Origin of the sequence: Paracidovorax valerianellae (assembly GCF_900102625.1) — a bacterium.
Taxonomy (GTDB): domain Bacteria; phylum Pseudomonadota; class Gammaproteobacteria; order Burkholderiales; family Burkholderiaceae_C; genus Paracidovorax; species Paracidovorax valerianellae.
In genome coordinates, this window is sequence record NZ_FMZC01000002.1 from 330,828 (window position 1) to 349,593 (window position 18,766).

Consider the following 18,766-nt stretch of genomic DNA (forward strand, 5'->3'; position numbering starts at 1 on the left):
CCCCACCCTTCATTCCAAGTCCGATCCATTGAGCCTTTCGCACCACACGCCCCCTGCGCGCCGCGCCATCGTCACCCGCCCCGAACGCGATGCCGCGAAGTGGGTCGTCGGCCTGCATGCCCGTGGCATCGAAGCGGTGGCGCTGCCGCTGATCACCATTGCCGGCTGCAGCGACCCCGACGCGGTCGCCGCGCTGCGCCAGGCGCGCGAGGGCTGGAGCCATTACCGCGCGGTGATGTTCGTGAGCGCCAACGCCGTGCGCTACTTCTTTGAGTCAAATCGGCCTCCAGCGCAATATCCCCTAGGGGACATTGCTATAAAAACAAGAGCATGGTCTCCTGGCCCTGGCACCGCCCAGGCGCTGCGCGAATGCGGGCTGCCGGCCGAGGACATCGACCAGCCCGCAGCGACGGCGGGGCAGTTCGATTCCGAATCGCTGTGGGAACAGGTGCAGCCCCAGGTTCGACCCGGCGACCGCATCCTGATCGTGCGCGGCAGCCAGGGCGATGCGGACGGCCCCGGCGACACTGCCCAGGGCGGCACGGGGCGCGAATGGCTGGCCCAGCAGATCGCCGCCGCGGGCGGGCAGGTCGATTTCGTGGCGGCGTATGAGCGCTGCGCGCCGCAGCTCACCCGCGAGCAGCAAGCCCTGGCCACCGAGGCCGCCACCGACGGATCGCTCTGGCTGTTCAGCAGTTCCGAAGCGGTGGCCCATCTCGCCGCGGCGCTGCCCGGCCAGAATTGGCGCGATGCCCGCGCGCTGGTCACCCACCCGCGCATCGCGCAGGCCGCCGACGCCGCGGGCTTCGGGGCCGTGCGGCAGTGCCGGCCCGCCTTCGACGACGTGGTCGCCTCGATAGAATCGCACCCATGAGTTTTGAGCCCGCTTCCGCCCCCGCCGCCCCACCGCTTGCCGCCCCGCCCTCTGCGGCCGCCGTGCCTGCAGCGCCCGCGAAAGGCGCCGCCAGCGGCACCCGCGCCGCGCTGTGGGCGCTGGGCGTCGTGGCGGCGGCCGGGCTGCTGGGCAGCGCCATGCTGTGGCAGCGGCTCAACACCATTCAAGAACAATTGGCCCGGCAGACGGCCGACTCCGGCGCCCAGTCGATCGAAGCCCGCACGCTGGCCCATCAGGCACTGGACGTGTCGCGCGAAACCGCCGCCCGCCTGACGGTGAACGAAACCCGCGTGAGCGAAGTGGCCCTGCAGCGCGCCCAGCTCGAAGAACTGATGCAGAGCCTGTCGCGCTCGCGCGACGAGAACCTGGTGGTGGACATCGAATCCGGCATTCGCCTTGCACAGCAGCAGGCACAGCTCACCGGCAGCCTGGAGCCGCTGGTGGCCGCCTTGAAGAGCGCCAACCAACGCATCGAACGCGCCGCCCAGCCGCGCCTGGCCCCGCTGTCGCGCGCCATCGGCCGTGATCTGGAGCGCATCGGCGCGGCCCAGGTGACCGACACCGCCGGCCTGCTCGCGCGGCTCGACGATCTGGTGCGCCAGGTGGACGAACTGCCCCTGCAGAACGCCGTCGCCCAGGCCGCCGCCACGCGCCGCATGAACGCCCAGGCACCCGCCGGCGACAACACCGCGCCCCCCGCCACCCCCAGCCCATGGTGGCAGGCCGCTTTGCAGCGCGCCTGGGAAGTGGTGCGCGACGAAGCCCGGGGCTTGCTGCGCGTGAGCCGCATCGACCGGCCCGAGGCAATTTTGGTGTCGCCCGACCAGGCGTTCTTCCTGCGCGAGAACCTGAAACTAAAGCTCATGAACGCGCGGCTGGGCGTGCTGGCCCGCCAGCTCGATTCGGCACGCGCCGATCTGGCCGCCGCGAGCGCCGCGCTCAACCGCTACTTCGACCCTGCGTCGCGCCGCACGCAGATGGCGGCCACGGTGCTGCAGCAGGCGCAGTCGCACATCAAGACGGCCGAGCTGCCGCCGCTCGACGAAACCCTGTCCGCGCTGGCCACGGCCGCCGCGGGCCGCTGATCCGCCGCAGGAACGCACACCCATGCGCGCAGCTCTCTGGTTTCTGGCACTTTTTGGCGTGGCCGTCGCCGCCGCGCTGTTCGCGGGCAACAACCAGGGCACGGTGACCCTGTTCTGGCCGCCCTACCGCGTCGATCTCTCGCTCAACCTCGTGTTGCTGCTGCTCGTCGGCGGCTTCGCCACGCTGTATGCCGCGCTGCGGGCCCTGGCCGCGCTGCTGGAACTGCCCCGGCAGGCCAAGCGCTGGCGCGCGCAGCAAAAGGAACGCTCGATGCACGCGGCGCTGCTCGATGCGCTGTCGCAACTGCTGGCCGGGCGCTTCATCCGGTCGCGCAAGGCCGCTTCCGCCGCGCTCGCGCAGGAGAGTGCGCTGGAGGCATCGGGCGAGGCCGTGCCGCACGGCCGCCAGTTGCGCACGCTGGCCCACCTGGTGGCCGCCGAAAGCTCGCACGCCCTGCAGGACCGCGCCACGCGCGAGGCGCATTTGCAGAACGCGCTGAACAACATTCCCGACCGCGCTCCGGTCACCGAACTGGAACTGCGCGAAGGCGCCCACCTGCGCGCGGCCCGCTGGTCGCTGGACGAGCGCGATGCCAATGCCGCGCTCGAACGCCTGGCGGCCCTGCCCCAGGGCGCGGCCCGGCGCACGCTGGCACTGCGCGCGCGCCTGAAAGCCACGCGCCTGGCGCACCAGACGCAGGAAGCCCTGGAGACCGCGCGCCTGCTGGGCAAGCACCGGGCTTTTTCGCCCAGCGCGGCGCAAAGCATCGTGCGGGGCCTGGCCATGGAACTGCTGAACGGCGCGCACGACCCCGCCCAACTGCAACAGACCTGGATGTCGCTGGAACCCGCCGAGCGCGCCATGCCTGAGCTGGCCATTCACGCGGCCCAGCGCCTGAGCACCCTGGGCGGCGATGCGGCGCAGGTGCGCCAGTGGCTGCTGCCCGTGTGGGAGCGCATGGTGGAACTGCCCCACGCCATTCCCGACCACCAAGCCTTCAAGCTGGTGCGTGCGCTGGAAAACAACCTGGACGCGCTCGACACCGGCTGGCTGGCACGCATCGAATCGGCCCAGCAAGCGAATCCCCGCGACGCGCGCCTGCAGTACCTCGCCGCCATGGCCTGCCTGCGGCGCCAACTTTGGGGCAAGGCGCAGCAACTGTTCACGCAGGGCACCGTGCAACTGGGCGATGCCAGCCTGCGCTGCAGCGCCTGGCGCCACCTGGCCGAAATGGCCGAGCGGCGCGGCGACATCGAAGCCGCCGCCGCGGCCTGGAAGAACGCCGCGCTGGCGTCCTGACGGCGCACCGGCTGCACGCCGGCTGCGCCGGGCGGCGGATTCATGGCAGCGCCACCTGCGGCGCCGCGTCCAGGTTCCAGCCGCCCTTTTCGCCGTCACCGGCACCCTCCCACGCCCACACGACCTGCGGCGCCAGGGCCTGCAGAAAATGCCGGTCGTGCGACACCACCATCAGCGCGCCGGTGAAGGTCTGCAGCGCGGACTGCAGCGCCTGCACCGCCCGCGCATCGAGGTGGTTCGTGGGCTCGTCCAGCAATAGCATCTGCGCCGGCTCCCCACCCCACAGCGCGCACGCCAGCGCGGCTTTGATGCGCTCGCCGCCGCTCAAGGTGCCGGCAGGCCGCTGCACGCAGGCGGCGTCCAACCCCAGTTGCGCCAGGCGGGTGCGCAGCACGGCAGGCGGCAGCGGCGAGCCGGTCTGCGCCAGGCGCTCCAGCACGCTCTGACCCGGTGGCAGCAGCGTGGCGCTGTGCTGGTCGAGCCACGCGGTGCGCACGCTGCAGTGCACGCGGCCTGAGGCGGGCGGCAACTGCCCCGCCACCATGCGCAGCAGCGTGGTCTTGCCGCAGCCGTTCGGGCCGGTGACGGCGATGCGCACCGGCCCGCTCCACACGCCATCGAGTGGCTGCCTGCTGTGGGCGGGCTGCGGCGGCACCGCGTGCTCCAGCCGCAACACCGGCTTGCCCGCAGGAATGGCGCTTCCCGGCAGCGGAAGGGCCAGCGCCGCAGCGGCGCCCACCCGCCCGGCGGCATCGCGCACGGCGGTGTCCAGCCGCTCGGCCACCTGCTGGCGGCGCTCGTGCTCACGGCCGGCGAAGGCCTCGGCGTGGCCCTTTTTGCGGTCCAGCAGCAAAGGCGACTGGTTCGTGTCTTTGCCGGCTGCACGGCCACGGGCGGCGCGACGGGTCTGGGCGTCGTGCTGGCGGCGCAGGTCGCGCAACGCGGCATCGCGCTCGGCCCGCGCATGGTGCAGCGCGGCGTGCGCCGCCTGGGCCTCGGCGCCGCGCTGCGCCTCGTAAACGCTCCAGGCGCCGCCATACGCGCGCAACCCGTGGGGCGTGAGCTCGGCGATGCGCCCCACCACCTCCAGCAACGCGCGGTCGTGCGTGGCCACCAGCACGGCGCCGCGCCAGTCCGCCAGGGCCGACAGCAGCCAACGCCTGGCCGGTGCATCGAGGTGGTTGGTGGGCTCGTCGAGCAGCAGCACGTCGGCCTCGGAGAAAAAAGCGCCGGCCAGGGCGATGCGGGCGCGCTCGCCACCGCTCAACAGGGCCGCGTCATGCGCGGGCGGCAGAGGCCCCAGGCCGACGCCTTCGAGCGCGCGCTGCCAGCGGGCGGCCCAGTCCCAGCGGCCTTCAGCCACCAGCAGGTCCGCCTCATTGCCTTGGCCGGCTTCCAGGCGCGCCAGCGCATCGAGTACCGCATCGATGCCTGCCAGCGCCGCCACCGTGCTGCCAGCGCGGTGCTGGTCCACGGCGTGCACGTGGCCTTGCCGCACCACCGAGCCGGCGGCGGGCTCCATCGTGCCGGCCGCAAGCGCGAGCAGCACGCTCTTGCCCACGCCGTTGTCGCCCACCAGCCCGGTGATGCCGGGGGCGAGGTTCAGGTCCAGCGGCTCGGTCCACAGCGCTTCGCCGTCGGCGCGCAGCCATTGAACGCCGCACAGGCGCAGGAACGCGTCTTCACGCGGCTGCGAAGCGGCGGAGAGAGAAGCAACGGAAACGGATGCGGAAGAAGAAACCGGAGCGGCGTCGAACGCGCCGCGGTGCGGACGGGCGTCCGCGTTGAATGTCGCCATGGTGAAGCTCCAAGCCATCGGGTCGGCCGCTTGCCACAAAGAGGCAAAGCGGAACGGACGGAAGGGGGCTTACAGGCGCATGGGTGAAGAACCTCGGTGGCGGTGATCGGAGCGATGGAAACCATCGAAGGGCCGCACTATAAGCCCGGCCCGGCATCGGTGCAAATTCACTCAGATGAAATCAATTACGGATAGTACAATTTTGCCATTCACCCGATGGAGACCGCCATGAGCGCCGTACTGAAGCCCGACCTGTCCACCCTGCCCCCGCCCGCCGCCGTGCAGCAGTTGCACCACTACGCCTACAAGGCGCGCGACGCCGAGGAAACGCGGCAGTTCTACGAAGACATTCTGGGCCTGCCGCTCTATCACATCATCCAGAGCGACTACGTGCCCAGCACGGGCGAGTACTGCCCCTACACGCACTTTTTCTTCCGCCTGAAGGATGGATCGTTCATCGCCTTCTTCGACCTGGGGGACGACGTGAAGGCCGAGCCTTCACCCAACACGCCGCTGTGGGTCAACCACATCGCGTTCCGCGTGGACACGGTGCAGGAGCTGGAGAACACCAAGGCCCGCCTGGAGGCGCATGGCATCGAGGTGCTCGGCGTGACCGATCACCACATCTTCAAGAGCATTTACTTCTTCGATCCGAACGGCATCCGCCTGGAGCTGTCGGCGCAACTGGCCGACGCGCAGCAGATGGAAAAAGACAGCACGGTCGCCCACCAGCGCCTGAACGAGTGGACGGCCCGCAAGGAGCAATGGCGCAAGGAGCGCGCCGAGGGCAAGGCGGCCCAGCCCCTCAAACCGCAGCACAACGACCGGCCGGAATACGCGCAACACGCCGGCTAGCGTTACATCCTTCGACAACTGTGCGAATCCGTGTGTGGAGGATCGAAGCCCCCCCATGCAAAATGCCTCGAAATTTGTTTCATCCATCGAGGAGTTTCTTGCCATGCACACACTGAAGACCGGTCCTGTTTTTCGACGGCGCCCTCACGCCGTCTGGCTCGCGAGTTGCATGGTGGGTTTGGGGTTGACGGCTTGTGGCGGTGGAGGCGGCGGCGGTGGATCGGAATCGCCCACTGGCGCACTCGACAACGCCCTGAAAGTTGACACCACGTATGGCGAAGCTGGCGTGGCCACGTTTCAGCTTGGCACGCCATCGTTCGCAAGCCTGGGCGTTCAGCCGGATGGCAAGCTGGTGATCGCCGGCAGCAGGGTCACGGTCCCCGCGCCACCCTCGTCGTTCGGATCGCTGCCCACCACGCAAGCGTATGCCGTTCGAATGGGTGCGGACGACAAGGTGGACAGCGGCTTCGGCCAAAACGGAGAGGCCCGGTTTTCGGTCAAGGGATACGAAGCGGTTGGCGATGTGCGGATTCAGTCCAACGGCAGAATCCTCCTGGCGGTGCAGGCGCACGAGCCCTGCTCTTCTCCGTCTTACCGGGTGCCGTGCCTGACGGCGGCGGGGGAGCCCGGTTCGTGGCACCACACCGTTGTCGGCCTCACGGCGAACGGAGCGGTCGACAGCGCCTTCGGCGCTCAAGGCATCGCGGAGGGCTTCCGCTCCACCAATCTCAACATCCTCTCGCTGGCGATCCAGCCCAGCCAAAAACCCGTCTTGTTGACGTCCAACGATCAGCCGTTTCTGCAGACGTTCGGGCGGTCCCTGCGCCGCCTGTCCGCAGACGGAATCCCCGATACCGCCTTCAACCAAGCGCCCGCACCGCAGCAGCCCGCTCCCTGCGAGGCAAGCGGCGAGGCGCTGTTGGCACTGCCTGGCGGAAACCTCATCACCGCCGGCAAGCTGGGTGGCAGGGTTTACGCAGACCCGAAGTCGGACCCCGGGCTTTGCATTGCCGTGCACTCGGGGGACACGCAGGCGCAGACCTCGGGAGGCTGGACCTCTTTTGGGGAGTTGTTGAAGGAGTACAGGCTCGCGCCCCATCCCGATGGCGGATTCGTCGTCGCCGCCAGAACCTGCGCGACCAGCGACTGCCATCTCAGCGTCGCCAAGTTCGGTGCCAATGGCGCCCTCGACGCATCGTTTGGCGACAAGGGGATCGAACGCGTGGTGCTTCCAGCGAACTACCAGCTCAAGTCCTTCTTTGTGCAGGACGACGCCAGCATGCGGGCCTTCGGGGCCATTGAAGAGAGTGCGGCAGCGGGCACCACGGCACGACGGTTCCGCGCCGTCTGGACGAGCCTGCGGGGCAACGGTGCGCTCGCCAATGACGCGACCAACGTGGCGACGTCCATCCAGGACCCGCCCACCACGGCAGAGCCACGGGAAGTGCTCCGGGACGGTTCGGGGCGGTGGCTCGTGGTCAGTTCGGAAGAGGACAGCCAGCGCAACCTGGTGCTGAAAGCCGTGCGCACGCGCGGAACGTCCGCAGGCAATTCGTAAAACCGCAAGCAACGCTGAGAGGGGCGCCCCCGGCGCCCTTTCTCACTGCTGCGGGGGCGGCTTACGCCCTCAATCGTCCAGCGTTTCCTGTCCGCGCATGACCTGGTGGCGCTCCCAGTAGTGCGCCACGGTCGCCTTGAAGCGCTCCTTCTCTTTCTTGAGGCCGGAGATCTTGAGCTTCGTGGTCTTGGACCGGAGCATGCTTTTTTCAGGGTGCGTGACGATGAGCGCGTCGCCGAAGGTGCCGTCCTTGAAGGCGAGTCCCTTCACGGCATCCCATGGCACCGAGACGCCGTCCGCTGAGGTGGTGATGCCCTCGTGGCTCACCTGCACGGTGTTGCCGCCCTTCAGCGCGAACTCGCGGGCCGGGAAATATTTGAGAACCACCGCCAGTTCCTCGGCATTGGCGGGCTCGTAGCGGTAGGCCAGGCTGCGCTCGTGGCCCTGCGCGAAGGCCTGCTCGTAGTCGCTCCACAGGCGCTCTTCAATCGCATCGGCCGTGAGAATGTCCTGCGCCCAGGTGCGCTCGGGCGGGCGCACCACGATGGCGCCGTAATCCGACTCGGGCAGCACCCAGCCCACGTTGCGGATGCGCTCGGCCATCAGCGGGTGGGTGTCGAACGGATGGGGCACGTTGGCGGTGTGCATCTCGGCCTGGAACTCCGCCGACTGCGCATAGGGCGGCAGCCCGCGCGAGATGAAGTGCGCAATGCCGAGCGCACCGGCCAGTTGCTCTTCCTTGTCGAACAGGTCGCTTTCGATCTTGTGGCGGTACTTGGCATAGGCCGCGATCTTGACCAGCGACTGGCCGATGGCCTGCGGCGACACCAGTTTCGCCGCCACGCGGTCGGCCTTGAACTCGCGGGCGCGGCTGTCGCGTGCCAGCGCCCATTCGAAGATCAGGCGGTACAGCGACAGCAGCGGCGACACCACGGCCGTCATGCCCGAAGTGCGCATGGCGTGGTGGTACTGGTCGTACTGCACCAGCTTCGGCCCGAGCCGCGCGCTGCTCTCGGTGTCGCCGCCGCCCAGGTGGGCCAGTTCGTGGGCGAAGACGGCATCGGCCTCGGACTGGTCCAGCAGGCGCAGCAGCGGAATGCTGACGAACAGCGTGCGGCCGGTCAGCACCTGCCCGCCAGCATGGATGGGCGATTCGGTCACGAAGAAGTTGGCGTCGATGCCCGCCACGATCTGCTGCGGTGGCGCCGTCTTGAGCCGCTCGGCCATGTGGCGGATGCGCTGCCACAGCAGGGGCGCATCGGCCTCCTGCACCAGCTCGCCCTCCACCTCGTTGTGGCTGTGCGCGCGCTTGAAGATGCCCACCACCGTCATCACCACGGCGATGGCGACACAGATGGCCACGGCGATGATGAGCTTGGGTGAATACCGGTGCCAGAAATACGCCGTGACCCAGAACGACAGCCAAGCCACCATCGCGCCCTGCACCACCACGGCCAGCGCACTGGCCGCCGTCATCAGGCGCCATCCCGCGATGAAGCTCGCGTGCTGCAGCTTGCGGTTCACGAAGGCCAGCGCCCCCAGCCCCAGCGCGGCCAGCAGTACCAGAGCCCCGGCCACCAGTGTCCATACGGCCACGGCGCGCGCCATGAAGAACTGCCAGTTGTTGGAATACGGCGGGCACATGGCCTCGCGGTACTCCTGTGCGTCCGGCGTGTGGTCGGTGCAGATGGTGGACGGGGGATGGGCCCGGTAATAGGCCTTTTGCTCCTGCTTGTCGGCCGGCGAGAGGTCTTTGGCGGCTTCGATGCGCGGCTCGATGGCAGCGAGGAACTTGGTGTCCAGGTCGCGCTGCACATGGCCCGCGAAGAAGAGCGTGATGAGCGGCACCGCGAACAGCGACAGCACCGACAGGAGAAAGGCTTTGCCGAGACCGGCGCGCAGCGTGGGGTGTAGGGCCATGGGTACAGTGTTTTGGAGTGGTAATGGGACCTGGCGGCACGGCACGGAAGCCGGCGGCACCCTGCAAGGGCGCCCCGTTGGCTCCGAGGCCGACGATTATCGGCACCCATCCTGTTCACATCCTCTTGCAGCGCACGTTAAAAGGTAACAAAGCGATAGCAGACCGCGCCCGCCCACCGGGCGCCGGCGCAGCGGAGCCGCCGCGCGGCTGCCTTAAAATGCCCGGTCCCCCCTTGACCGGGCCCGGGCAGGCGCATTGCCCGTTCGCCCCTCTTCTTGCACACCAGACCCCCCATGAGCTCGCCCCTGAACCAACCCGGCCTTGAAAGCCTGTCCAAATCCTTCGAGCCAGCCGCCATCGAGGCCCATTGGGGCCCTGAATGGGAACGCCGGGGCTACGGCGATGCAGGCTACCGCGGCACGCGAGAAGCCCGCGCGGGCGAGCCGTCGTTTGCGATCCAGCTGCCACCGCCCAACGTGACGGGCACGCTGCACATGGGCCATGCGTTCAATCAGACGATCATGGACAGCCTCACGCGCTACCACCGCATGAAGGGGCACAACACCGCGTGGATTCCCGGCACCGACCACGCCGGCATTGCCACGCAGATCGTGGTGGAGCGCCAGTTGCAGGAACAGGGCATCAGCCGCCACGACATGGGCCCCACCCCGCCCGAAGCCCGCAAGAACTTCGTCGCCAAGGTGTGGGAGTGGAAAGAGCAAAGCGGCAACACCATCACCACGCAGATGCGCCGCATGGGCGACAGCGTGGACTGGAGCCGCGAATACTTCACCATGGACGACAAGCTCTCCAAGGTGGTGACCGACACCTTCGTGCGCCTGTACCAGCAGGGCCTGATCTACCGCGGCAAGCGCCTGGTGAACTGGGACCCGAAGCTGCAGTCCGCCGTGTCCGACCTCGAAGTGGAAAGCGAAGAGAAGGACGGCTCGCTCTGGCACATCGCCTACCCGCTCACCGACGGCTCGGGCAGCCTGACAGTGGCCACCACGCGGCCCGAGACCATGCTGGGCGACGTGGCCGTGATGGTGCACCCCGAGGATGAGCGCTACGCACACCTCATCGGCAAGACGGTCACGCTGCCCCTGGTGGGCCGCGAGATCCCGGTGATCGCCGATGCCTACGTGGACAAGGAATTCGGCACCGGCGTGGTCAAGGTCACGCCCGCGCACGACCCCAACGACTATCAGGTGGGCCAGCGGCACAACCTGCCGATGATCATCGTGCTGACGCTGCAGGCGACCATCAACGAGAACGCGCCGGCCAAGTACCAGGGCCTGGACCGCTTCGTGGCCCGCAAGGCCATCGTGGCCGACCTGGAAGCCGCGGGCGCGCTGGTCGAGACCAAAAAGCACAAGCTGATGGTGCCCATCTGCACCCGCACGGGCCAGGTGGTCGAGCCCATGCTGACGGACCAGTGGTTCGTGGCCATGAGCAAGACCAGCGACCAAGACCCGACCGGCAAGAGCATTGCGCAAAAGGCCATCGACGCGGTGGCCTCTGGCGAGGTGCAGTTCGTGCCCGAGAACTGGGTGAACACCTACAACCAGTGGATGAACAACATCCAGGACTGGTGCATCAGCCGCCAGCTCTGGTGGGGCCACCAGATCCCGGCGTGGTACGACGAAACCGGCAAGGTGTACGTGGCGCGCGACGAGGCCGATGCCCAGGCGCAGGCCGGTGCGGGCGCCAAGCTGACGCGCGACAACGACGTGCTGGACACCTGGTACTCGGCCGCGCTGGTGCCGTTCTCGTCGCTCGGCTGGCCCGAGGCGCTGGATGATTCCTCCGCCACCAAGGACTACGACCTGTACCTGCCCTCTTCCGTGCTGGTGACGGGCTACGACATCATCTTCTTCTGGGTCGCCCGGATGATCATGATGACCACGCACTTCACCGGCCGCGTGCCGTTCAAGCACGTGTACATCCACGGCCTGGTGCGCGATGCACAGGGCAAGAAGATGAGCAAGTCGGAAGGCAACGTGCTCGACCCCGTGGACCTGATCGACGGCATCGCGCTCGATCCGCTGCTGGAAAAGCGCTCCACCGGCCTGCGCCGCCCCGAGACGGCGCCCCAGGTGCGTAAGAACACGCAAAAGGAATTCCCCGAAGGCATTCCCGCCTACGGCGCCGACGCGCTGCGCTTCACCTTCGCGGCGCTGGCCAGCCTGGGCCGCAGCATCAACTTCGACAGCAAGCGCTGCGAGGGCTACCGCAACTTCTGCAACAAGCTCTGGAACGCCAGCCGCTTCGTGCTGATGAACTGCGAAGGCCAGGACTGCGGCCTGGAAGAACACACGCAGGCGGACTGCGAAGGCGGCGGCTACCTGGCCTTCAGCCAGCCCGACCGCTGGATCGTGTCGCTGCTGCAGCAGGTCGAGGCCGAGGTGGCCAAGGGCTTTGCCGAGTTCCGCCTGGACAACGTGGCCAACACGATCTATGACTTCGTCTGGAACGAGTTCTGCGACTGGTACCTGGAAATCGCCAAGGTGCAGATCCAGACCGGCACGCCGGCCGAGCAGCGGGCCACGCGCCGCACGCTCATCCGCACGCTGGAAACCATCCTGCGCCTGGCGCACCCGCTCATCCCGTTCATCACCGAAGCCCTGTGGCAAAAGGTCGCGCCCGTGGCCGGCCGCGCAGGCGAATCTGTCAGCATCGCCGCCTACCCGCAGGCGCAGCTGGAAAAGGTGGACGAAGCCGCCATCGCCCATGTGGCGCGCCTGAAGGCTTTCGTGGACGCCTGCCGCACGCTGCGCGGCGAGATGAACGTCTCGCCCGCCACGCGCCTGCCGCTGTACGCCGTGGGCGACGCGGCCTTCATGCGCTCGGCCGCGCCGGCGCTGCAGGCCCTGGCCAAGCTCAGCGAAGTGCAGGTGTTCGAAGACGACTCCGCCTGGGCCGCCGCCGCGCAGGCCGCGCCCGTGGCCGTGGTCGGCGATGTCCGCCTGTGCCTGCACATGGAAATCGACGTGGCCGCCGAGAAGGCCCGCCTGTCCAAGGAGATCGCCCGCATCGACGGCGAGATCACCAAGGCCCAGGCCAAGCTGTCCAACGAAGCCTTCGTGGCGAAGGCGCCGCCCGCCGTGATCGACCAGGAGAAAAAGCGCGTGGCCGACTTCGGCACGACGCTGGCGCGCTTGCGCGACCAGTTGGCGCGCCTGGCTTGACTTGATAGCACCGGCTTCGCCCCAACGTTCACCCTTTACGACACCGACTGACCGACCCCAAGAAGGAGCATCGATGACCGACAACACTTCCGCGATCCGCAAAGCCGTGTTTCCCGTGGCAGGCCTGGGCACCCGCTTTCTGCCCGCCACCAAGGCATCTCCCAAGGAAATGCTGCCCGTGGTGGACAAGCCCCTGATCCAGTACGCGGTCGAGGAAGCCTACTCTGCCGGCATCCGCCACATGATCTTCGTGACCGGCCGCAGCAAGCGCGCCATCGAAGATCATTACGACACCGCTTACGAGCTGGAAAACGAGCTGGAAGCCGCCGGCAAGAACGATCTGCTCCAGCTGGTGCGCTCGGTCGCCCCCAGCGACATGGACTGCGCCTTTGTCCGTCAGCCTCGCTCGCTGGGCCTGGGCCACGCCGTGCTGTGCGCCGAACCGCTGGTCGGCCGCGAGCCCTTCGCCGTGCTGCTGGCGGACGACCTGATGGTCGGCGCGCCCGGCGGCCAGCCCGTGCTGGCGCAGATGGCCAGTGCCTTCCGCAAGCAGGGCCGCTCGCTGCTGGCCGTGCAGGAAGTGCCGGCCGACCAGGTACGGCGCTACGGCATCGTGGCCGGCGAGCCTGCCGGCGGCCCGCTGATCCGCATTGACCGCATCGTGGAAAAACCAGCACCGGAAGACGCACCATCACGCATGGGCGTGGCCGGCCGCTACATCCTCACGCCCGGCGTGTTCGATGAAATCCGCAACCAGCCCCAGGGCGTGGGCGGCGAAATCCAGCTGACCGATGCCATCGCCCGCCTCATGGCGCGCGAGGCGGTCTATGCGTTCCGCTACGAAGGCAAGCGCTACGACTGCGGCAGCAAGGAAGGCTTTCTGGAAGCGACGGTGGAACTGGCGCTGCAGCATCCGCAAGTGGGCGCTGCCTTCCGCGAATACCTCAAGACCGTAGAGATCTGATCCGATGGATCGCCGCCGGGGTCCAGCCAGCCCCGCGCAGGGAACTGGACCGCGTGTCTTGATCCGCTGAGGGGTTTTGTCCGGGTGTCGCTGCCGCTACCGCGCCTGAGCGGCCGCGCCCGTCGAGTGAATGATCGAGCCGTCGGGGCTTTGCGCGCTCAGCGCCGGCGCAGCAGGTGGATGAACTCTTCCCCGACCGTCTGCTGCTCGACCAGTTCGTTGCCCGTCTGCTTGGCGAACGCCTGAAAGTCGCGCAACGAGCCATTGTCGGTAGAGACCACCTTCAACAACTGTCCGCTGACCATGTCGGCCAGGGCCTTCTTGGCCTTGAGAATGGGCAGCGGGCAATTGAGACCGCGGGTGTCGATTTCCTTGTGGATGTCCATCACGTGCTTCCTGGGCGAATGAGCCCCATTCTAAGCAGCCGAAGGGGCTGCGCCGCTCTGGAAAAAATCCACGAATTCGGGTTCGATGCCTTGTGTTCGCAGCCAGTCCGCCAAGGCGTATCCGGTGCCCGCGGGCCAGCATTTCACGGCCTCCGGGGCGATCAGGCGATAGTCCACCAGCTCCGGCGACAGCCGCACCTCGCCATGCGCCACCGCGTGGTAGGCAATGATCACCTGGTTCATGCGCCGAAACTCATACACGCCGATGAGAGTCAGCGCGCTCACGTCCAGGTTGGTCTCTTCCTTGATCTCGCGGGTGATGCCTTCCTGGGGCGTCTCACCGGCCTCCATGAAACCCGTGATCAGCGCGTACTGCTTGCCGGCCCACGCCGCATTGCGGGCCAGCAGCACTTTTCCATCACGCACCACCACCCCGGCCAGCACCGGCGTCGGGTTGTTCCAGTGCGTCCAGCCGCAGGCCGGGCAGCGCAGGCGTTCCACATCGCCGCCATCCTCGGCGACCGTGATGCGCGCCAGGGGCGTGGCGCAGTGGGTACAGAACCGGGTTTCGTACATAGTCGCTATATTTTTAATAGCAATCAGGACAATGAATACGGCGGCATGAGGCCTTATTTGCCTTGAACCCGATCGTGCACATCACCGAACTGCCAAGGCACTGATCAAGCCGGGAAGACCCCCGTGGACAGATACCGGTCGCCCCGGTCGCACACCACGAAAACAATGGTCGCGTCGGACTCGCGCCGCGCGATCTCCTGCGCGGCCCAGCAGGCGCCCGCAGCCGAGATGCCGGCAAAGATGCCCTCTTCGCGCGCCATGCGGCGGCACATGTCTTCGGCGTCGTCCTGGCCCACGTTGATCGTCTCGTCCACCGCGCTCGGGTCGTAGATCTTGGGCAGATATTCCTGCGGCCATTTGCGGATGCCGGGGATGCGCGAGCCTTCTTTCGGCTGCGCACCGATGATCTGGATGGCCGGGTTCTTTTCCTTGAGATAGCGCGACACGCCGGTGATGGTGCCGGTCGTCCCCATCGCGCTCACGAAGTGCGTGATGCGCCCTTCGGTCTGCTCCCACAGTTCGGGGCCGGTGGTTTCGTAATGGATGCGGGGGTTGTCGGGGTTGGCGAACTGGTCGAGCACCACGCCCTTGCCCTGCTTGACCATGGTTTCGGCCAAGTCGCGTGCGTACTCCATGCCGCCGCTCTTGGGCGTGAGGATCAACTCCGCGCCGAAGGCCTTCATGGTCTGGGCGCGCTCCACCGAAAGGTCTTCGGGCATCACCAGCACCATGCGGTACCCCTTGATTGCCGCCGCCATCGCCAGCGCAATGCCGGTGTTGCCCGAGGTCGCCTCGATCAGCGTATCGCCCGGCTTGATGTCTCCGCGCTCCTGCGCCCGGCGGATCATCGACAGTGCGGGCCGGTCCTTCACCGATCCAGCCGGATTGTTGCCTTCCAGCTTGCCCAACACGACGGTGCCCCGCGCTGCGTTCTCTGCTGCCCCGATGCGCTGCAAGGCGACCAAAGGGGTGTGTCCAATCGCGTCTTCGATGGTAGGATAAGTCTTCATAGCGCGCTACTGTGCCATAATTCGCGGCTTCAATCTTTGCGTCGCCCGGGTGGTGGAATTGGTAGACGCAGGGGACTCAAAATCCCCCGCCGCAAGGCGTGCCGGTTCGATTCCGGCCCCGGGCACCATGGCTCCTCAGCCGTGGCTTGCAGCTTGGTTCAGTCCCACACTCGCTTGTGGCAGCGCTGGCAAATCAAACATCTCTCCTGCCGACTTTTGCCTATTCATGGCATAGCTACCGTTGTTCGGTGCATTTGCCTTGTTCGGCATCGACCACTGAGTCGAGCACGCCAAAGAAAAAGCCCGGTGCGTTTCCAGACCGGGCCTTTGATGCGCAAGGGCCAAGCCCTCACCGCGCTTATCTCGTCGCGTCTTTGACGTTCTCTTTGACGTCGCCGTAGTTCTTCTGGGTCGTGCCTTCGACTTGCTTGGCGATGCCCTTGGCTTGTTGCTCGGGGCTGTTGATCAGCTCGCCGGTCTTTTCCTGAACCTTGCCTGCTGCGTCCTTGAGAGCGCCCTTGACTTGATCGGTGTTCATGGTGAGTCCTTTCGGTGAGGTATGTGCAAAACAAAATGGCTTTGCATGGCTGAAAGATTAAGGTGGGGCGGGTGGCGGCTGCGCGGGCGGAAGTCATCCGTTGGCGTCAGTAGCTGCCTACATAAGAAAAAAACCCGCGACGCGGGCAGCGTGCGGGTTTCATACGGTTGATGGCGACGGCGCTGCAGACTCGCCGCACTCTCCAATCGTTAACGCGTCATTTGGTCCATTTGCGCTGGACCTTCGGTTTGACCTTGATGTCCACGGCCTTGCGCACTTCGGGCCGGCCGGTCTCTTCGTTGGTGTCCACCACGTCTTCCAGCGCGATCTTCTCGACTTCGGAGCTGGTTTCTTCTTCAAGCTGCTCCAGCACGGCACCGACCCGCTTTTCGGCTTCGTCAACCTGGCGTTCGGTGGCGTCGGCGCTCATGCAAAACCCCTGGCTGCGGCGCTCGCGGCGCTCATGACCCGCAGCACATGGGGCGGCTCATCCGCCTGTTCGGGCGGAGGCGCCGGCACATCGGGCTCGACAGGCAGGTCTGCCTTGTCGGGAGTGGTTGGGTGTGTGGCCATGAAAGGTGCCGAAGCTGGAGGGGGAAAGGTGCCGGGTGCCGGAGTGGGGATGCGAGCCGAGATGCTCTGTCGCGCCAGTTCAGAGACCGCTCATGACCGATGCGGCCAAGTAGGCGATTCCCAAACTGGAAAACAGCATGAATCCGGCCAGGACAGTCAGAGTTTCTTTCATATGTTCAATCCTTCAATAGGAACAGACCATCGGAAGCAAGCTATGACTGGCATCCACCGACGCTGGGGGCACAAAAAATGGTTGAGGGGCGTGCGGGTTCTGGTTCAGCGGGTGGACTTGCCACGCGCACTGCCGGATTTCTTACCGCCTCCGGAGTCCTTGTTCACCGTGGCCCAGGCCCGGCGCTCGGCCTCGGGCTTGCTGAGGCCACGGTTTTCATAGCTGTCTTCGATGTGTTCGGCTTGGCGTTTTTGTTTGTCTGTGTAAGCCGACTTGTCACCTCTTGGCATCGCTGCTCCTCGGATGGGTTGGTCTCGCTGCTTCAGGTTCAATACGCTGCGAAGCGGCACAGGCGATACGTTAGAACCGCCTTTTGCCTTCGTCTGTAGGACGAAGGCGGCTGGCATGTCGGATTCCTCGCTCTAGCGCTGCCCATGAAAAAACCCGGCGCTCCCCCATGGATGAGGGCCTGGCGCCGGGTTGAGGCGACGGCGATCAGGCCGGCGCTGGGAACGACCGGAGTGTCAGCTTTCCTGGCGGCGGATCAGTTGGCGGCCGGTGTCGGTGATGGCCAGGTCGCCAGCGGCGTTCTTCGCCACATAACCGCGTTCGTACAGCCGGCCCGACAGGTGGTGGGTGAGCGCCTCGGGCACGGTGATGGCCTTGCCCATTTCGAGTTGCTTGAGCGCTTCCAGCTCATCCACGGTCGGGTCGAAATGCGGTGCGTGATAAACGGTTCCCATGAAGTTTTCTCCTTGTTGGTTGCACAAAGCCACGGTCTGCACGGCCAGGGCCATGCTTGAGCTGCAGCTGTCCCAAAGGGTAGCCGCGCAGGCAACGCCGTGCAATCGGATGGCTGCGCAGAACGGCCTTGGCGGCTCAACTCGCGGCCATGTCCTGCAACCAGCGGGCGAACGCAGCCAGCACGGGCGGCTGCTCTTGCGCGGGGCTGATGAGGTAGTAAGCCCGCTCGCCGCGCAGGGGGCGCTCGCAGGCCAGCACCAGCTCGCCCCGGGCGCGTTCCGCTTCGATGAGCAGCGGCGGCATGAGCGCTACGCCCAAGCCATGCGAAGCGGCCACGGCGAGCATAGAGAACAGTTCGTACCGCGGCCCGTCGAGCGCGCGCGGCGCCTGCACGTCCATGGCCTCGAACCACTGGCGCCAGCCGTACGGACGCGTGGTCTGCTGCAGCAGCGGAAGGCTGGCGAGCGCCTGGGGCGCCAGCGGTTTGCCCTCCGGCAACAGGCTGGGGCTGCAGACAGGCACCACGTCTTCCTGCAGGAGCCACTGGGCCTGCGTGCCCGGCCAGTTGCTGACCTGCTCGGGCGTGCCGGCGTACAGGGCGGCGTCGAACCCCGCGTCGGCGAACAAAAAGGGCCGCGTGCGCGTTTCGATGTGTACGACGATCTCGGGGTGCGCCCGCGCCAGCAAGGGCAGCCGCGGGATCAGCCAGCGCGTGGCGAAGGTGGGCACGGCGGCAAGGGCAATCGCACCGCCCTGCCCCTGGTGCGCCATGACATCCAGCGTGTCGCGCTCCAGCCCCTGCAGCCACCGGCCCACCTGCCGCGCATAGTGAACACCCGCCGGGGTCAGCGCCACGCCATGCCGCGTGCGGCGAAAGAGCGAAACGCCCAGAAAGACCTCCAGCGCTAGGATCTGACGCGAAACTGCGCTCTGGGTGAGGGCGAGTTCCTGCGCAGCGCGCGTATAGCTTTCATGGCGGGCGGCGGCCTCGAAGCAAGTCAGCGACTGGGTGGAAGGGAGCGTTCGGCGCATGCCGGCATTGTGCCGCCGAAAGCGCCACGCGGCCTCAAATATGACCTGAACGCATATCTGGATGCACCATCCTCGCTTGCACCGCAGTATCCATGCGCCTACCATTGCGCAAAGCCTTGAGGCCATGCGCTTTATGCACATCGGCTCTCAACCCGCCCCCTTCACCCTTTT

At 67.0% G+C, this 18,766-nt stretch carries 18 protein-coding genes and 1 tRNA gene; 8 read left to right on the top strand and 11 right to left on the bottom strand.

All coding sequences use genetic code 11. The annotated features are described in order from the left end of the window. The first annotated feature begins 28 nt into the window (after positions 1-28). The 3 genes from BLT03_RS04160 to BLT03_RS04170 are packed head-to-tail and all read left to right on the top strand — an operon-like array spanning position 29 to position 3,280. Positions 29-874 carry a uroporphyrinogen-III synthase gene (locus tag BLT03_RS04160; RefSeq protein ID WP_092740602.1) on the top strand — a complete coding sequence of 282 codons (846 nt, stop codon included), beginning with the start codon at positions 29-31 and terminating at the stop codon, positions 872-874. After that, positions 871-1,980: a uroporphyrinogen-III C-methyltransferase gene (locus tag BLT03_RS04165; protein ID WP_092740604.1), complete on the top strand. Its 1,110-nt coding sequence runs from the start codon at positions 871-873 to the stop codon at positions 1,978-1,980. Before BLT03_RS04160 ends, BLT03_RS04165 begins: the two co-directional genes overlap by 4 nt. A 22-nt stretch (positions 1,981-2,002) precedes the next feature. Next, positions 2,003-3,280, top strand: coding sequence for a heme biosynthesis protein HemY (locus BLT03_RS04170; protein WP_092740606.1), 1,278 nt, complete (start codon positions 2,003-2,005; stop codon positions 3,278-3,280). 40 nt (positions 3,281-3,320) lie between these two features. Here BLT03_RS04170 and BLT03_RS04175 read toward each other — a convergent pair whose 3' ends face one another. Next, positions 3,321-5,078 carry an ABC-F family ATP-binding cassette domain-containing protein gene (locus BLT03_RS04175; protein ID WP_092741064.1) on the bottom strand — a complete coding sequence of 586 codons (1,758 nt, stop codon included), beginning with the start codon at positions 5,076-5,078 and terminating at the stop codon, positions 3,321-3,323. 228 nt (positions 5,079-5,306) lie between these two features. Between BLT03_RS04175 and BLT03_RS04180 the strand changes: the two genes are divergently transcribed. Next, the gene (locus BLT03_RS04180) at positions 5,307-5,933 is read left to right on the top strand and encodes a VOC family protein (protein ID WP_092741066.1); all 627 of its coding nucleotides are present in this window, start codon (positions 5,307-5,309) and stop codon (positions 5,931-5,933) included. Between the two features lie 55 nt (positions 5,934-5,988). Further along, positions 5,989-7,491 (top strand): NHL repeat-containing protein, encoded by a 1,503-nt coding sequence (locus BLT03_RS04185; RefSeq protein WP_139160317.1) that lies wholly within the window; start codon positions 5,989-5,991, stop codon positions 7,489-7,491. 69 nt (positions 7,492-7,560) lie between these two features. Here the strand turns inward: BLT03_RS04185 and BLT03_RS04190 are convergent, their stop codons facing one another. Continuing rightward, positions 7,561-9,411 carry a M48 family metallopeptidase gene (locus BLT03_RS04190; protein ID WP_092740610.1) on the bottom strand — a complete coding sequence of 617 codons (1,851 nt, stop codon included), beginning with the start codon at positions 9,409-9,411 and terminating at the stop codon, positions 7,561-7,563. 294 nt (positions 9,412-9,705) lie between these two features. On the opposite strand from BLT03_RS04190, the gene BLT03_RS04195 reads away from it, so the two are divergent. Both BLT03_RS04195 and galU read left to right on the top strand, forming a co-directional pair. After that, entirely contained in the window at positions 9,706-12,600 is a 2,895-nt protein-coding gene (locus BLT03_RS04195) for a valine--tRNA ligase (protein ID WP_092740611.1), read from the top strand. 73 nt (positions 12,601-12,673) lie between these two features. Continuing rightward, positions 12,674-13,564, top strand: a complete 891-nt coding sequence (galU, locus tag BLT03_RS04200) for a UTP--glucose-1-phosphate uridylyltransferase GalU (protein ID WP_092740612.1) — start codon at positions 12,674-12,676, stop codon at positions 13,562-13,564. Positions 13,565-13,722: 158 nt separating this feature from the next. On the opposite strand, the gene BLT03_RS04205 is transcribed toward galU, so the two are convergent. The 3 genes from BLT03_RS04205 to cysM all read right to left on the bottom strand — a co-directional run bounded on the left by BLT03_RS04205 (position 13,723) and on the right by cysM (position 15,536). Then, positions 13,723-13,950: a sulfurtransferase TusA family protein gene (locus tag BLT03_RS04205; RefSeq protein WP_092740613.1), complete on the bottom strand. Its 228-nt coding sequence runs from the start codon at positions 13,948-13,950 to the stop codon at positions 13,723-13,725. 30 nt (positions 13,951-13,980) lie between these two features. Beyond that, positions 13,981-14,526: an NUDIX domain-containing protein gene (locus BLT03_RS04210; protein ID WP_092740615.1), complete on the bottom strand. Its 546-nt coding sequence runs from the start codon at positions 14,524-14,526 to the stop codon at positions 13,981-13,983. 104 nt (positions 14,527-14,630) lie between these two features. Further along, complete coding sequence (gene cysM / locus BLT03_RS04215; protein WP_092740617.1) at positions 14,631-15,536, bottom strand: cysteine synthase CysM; 906 nt, start codon at positions 15,534-15,536, stop codon at positions 14,631-14,633. A 43-nt stretch (positions 15,537-15,579) separates the two neighbouring features. On the opposite strand from cysM, the gene BLT03_RS04220 reads away from it, so the two are divergent. After that, a tRNA-Leu gene (locus BLT03_RS04220) sits at positions 15,580-15,664 on the top strand. A 230-nt stretch (positions 15,665-15,894) separates the two neighbouring features. On the opposite strand, the gene BLT03_RS04225 is transcribed toward BLT03_RS04220, so the two are convergent. The 6 genes from BLT03_RS04225 to BLT03_RS04245 form a co-directional block, all read right to left on the bottom strand. Then, a complete protein-coding gene (locus tag BLT03_RS04225; RefSeq protein WP_092740619.1) occupies positions 15,895-16,074 on the bottom strand; it encodes a CsbD family protein in 180 nt (59 codons plus the stop codon). 217 nt (positions 16,075-16,291) lie between these two features. Next, positions 16,292-16,504 carry a hypothetical protein gene (locus BLT03_RS04230; protein ID WP_092740621.1) on the bottom strand — a complete coding sequence of 71 codons (213 nt, stop codon included), beginning with the start codon at positions 16,502-16,504 and terminating at the stop codon, positions 16,292-16,294. Beyond that, positions 16,501-16,647, bottom strand: a complete 147-nt coding sequence (locus tag BLT03_RS24405) for a hypothetical protein (RefSeq protein WP_175537657.1) — start codon at positions 16,645-16,647, stop codon at positions 16,501-16,503. Before BLT03_RS24405 ends, BLT03_RS04230 begins: the two co-directional genes overlap by 4 nt. A 276-nt stretch (positions 16,648-16,923) precedes the next feature. Next, on the bottom strand, positions 16,924-17,226 hold the full coding sequence (locus BLT03_RS24765) for a hypothetical protein (protein ID WP_245711235.1): 303 nt from the start codon (positions 17,224-17,226) through the stop codon (positions 16,924-16,926). A gap of 117 nt (positions 17,227-17,343) precedes the next feature. After that, positions 17,344-17,562 carry a hypothetical protein gene (locus tag BLT03_RS04240; protein WP_092741068.1) on the bottom strand — a complete coding sequence of 73 codons (219 nt, stop codon included), beginning with the start codon at positions 17,560-17,562 and terminating at the stop codon, positions 17,344-17,346. 136 nt (positions 17,563-17,698) lie between these two features. Further along, on the bottom strand, positions 17,699-18,595 hold the full coding sequence (locus BLT03_RS04245; RefSeq protein ID WP_092740625.1) for a LysR substrate-binding domain-containing protein: 897 nt from the start codon (positions 18,593-18,595) through the stop codon (positions 17,699-17,701). Between the last annotated feature and the right edge of the window lie 171 nt (positions 18,596-18,766).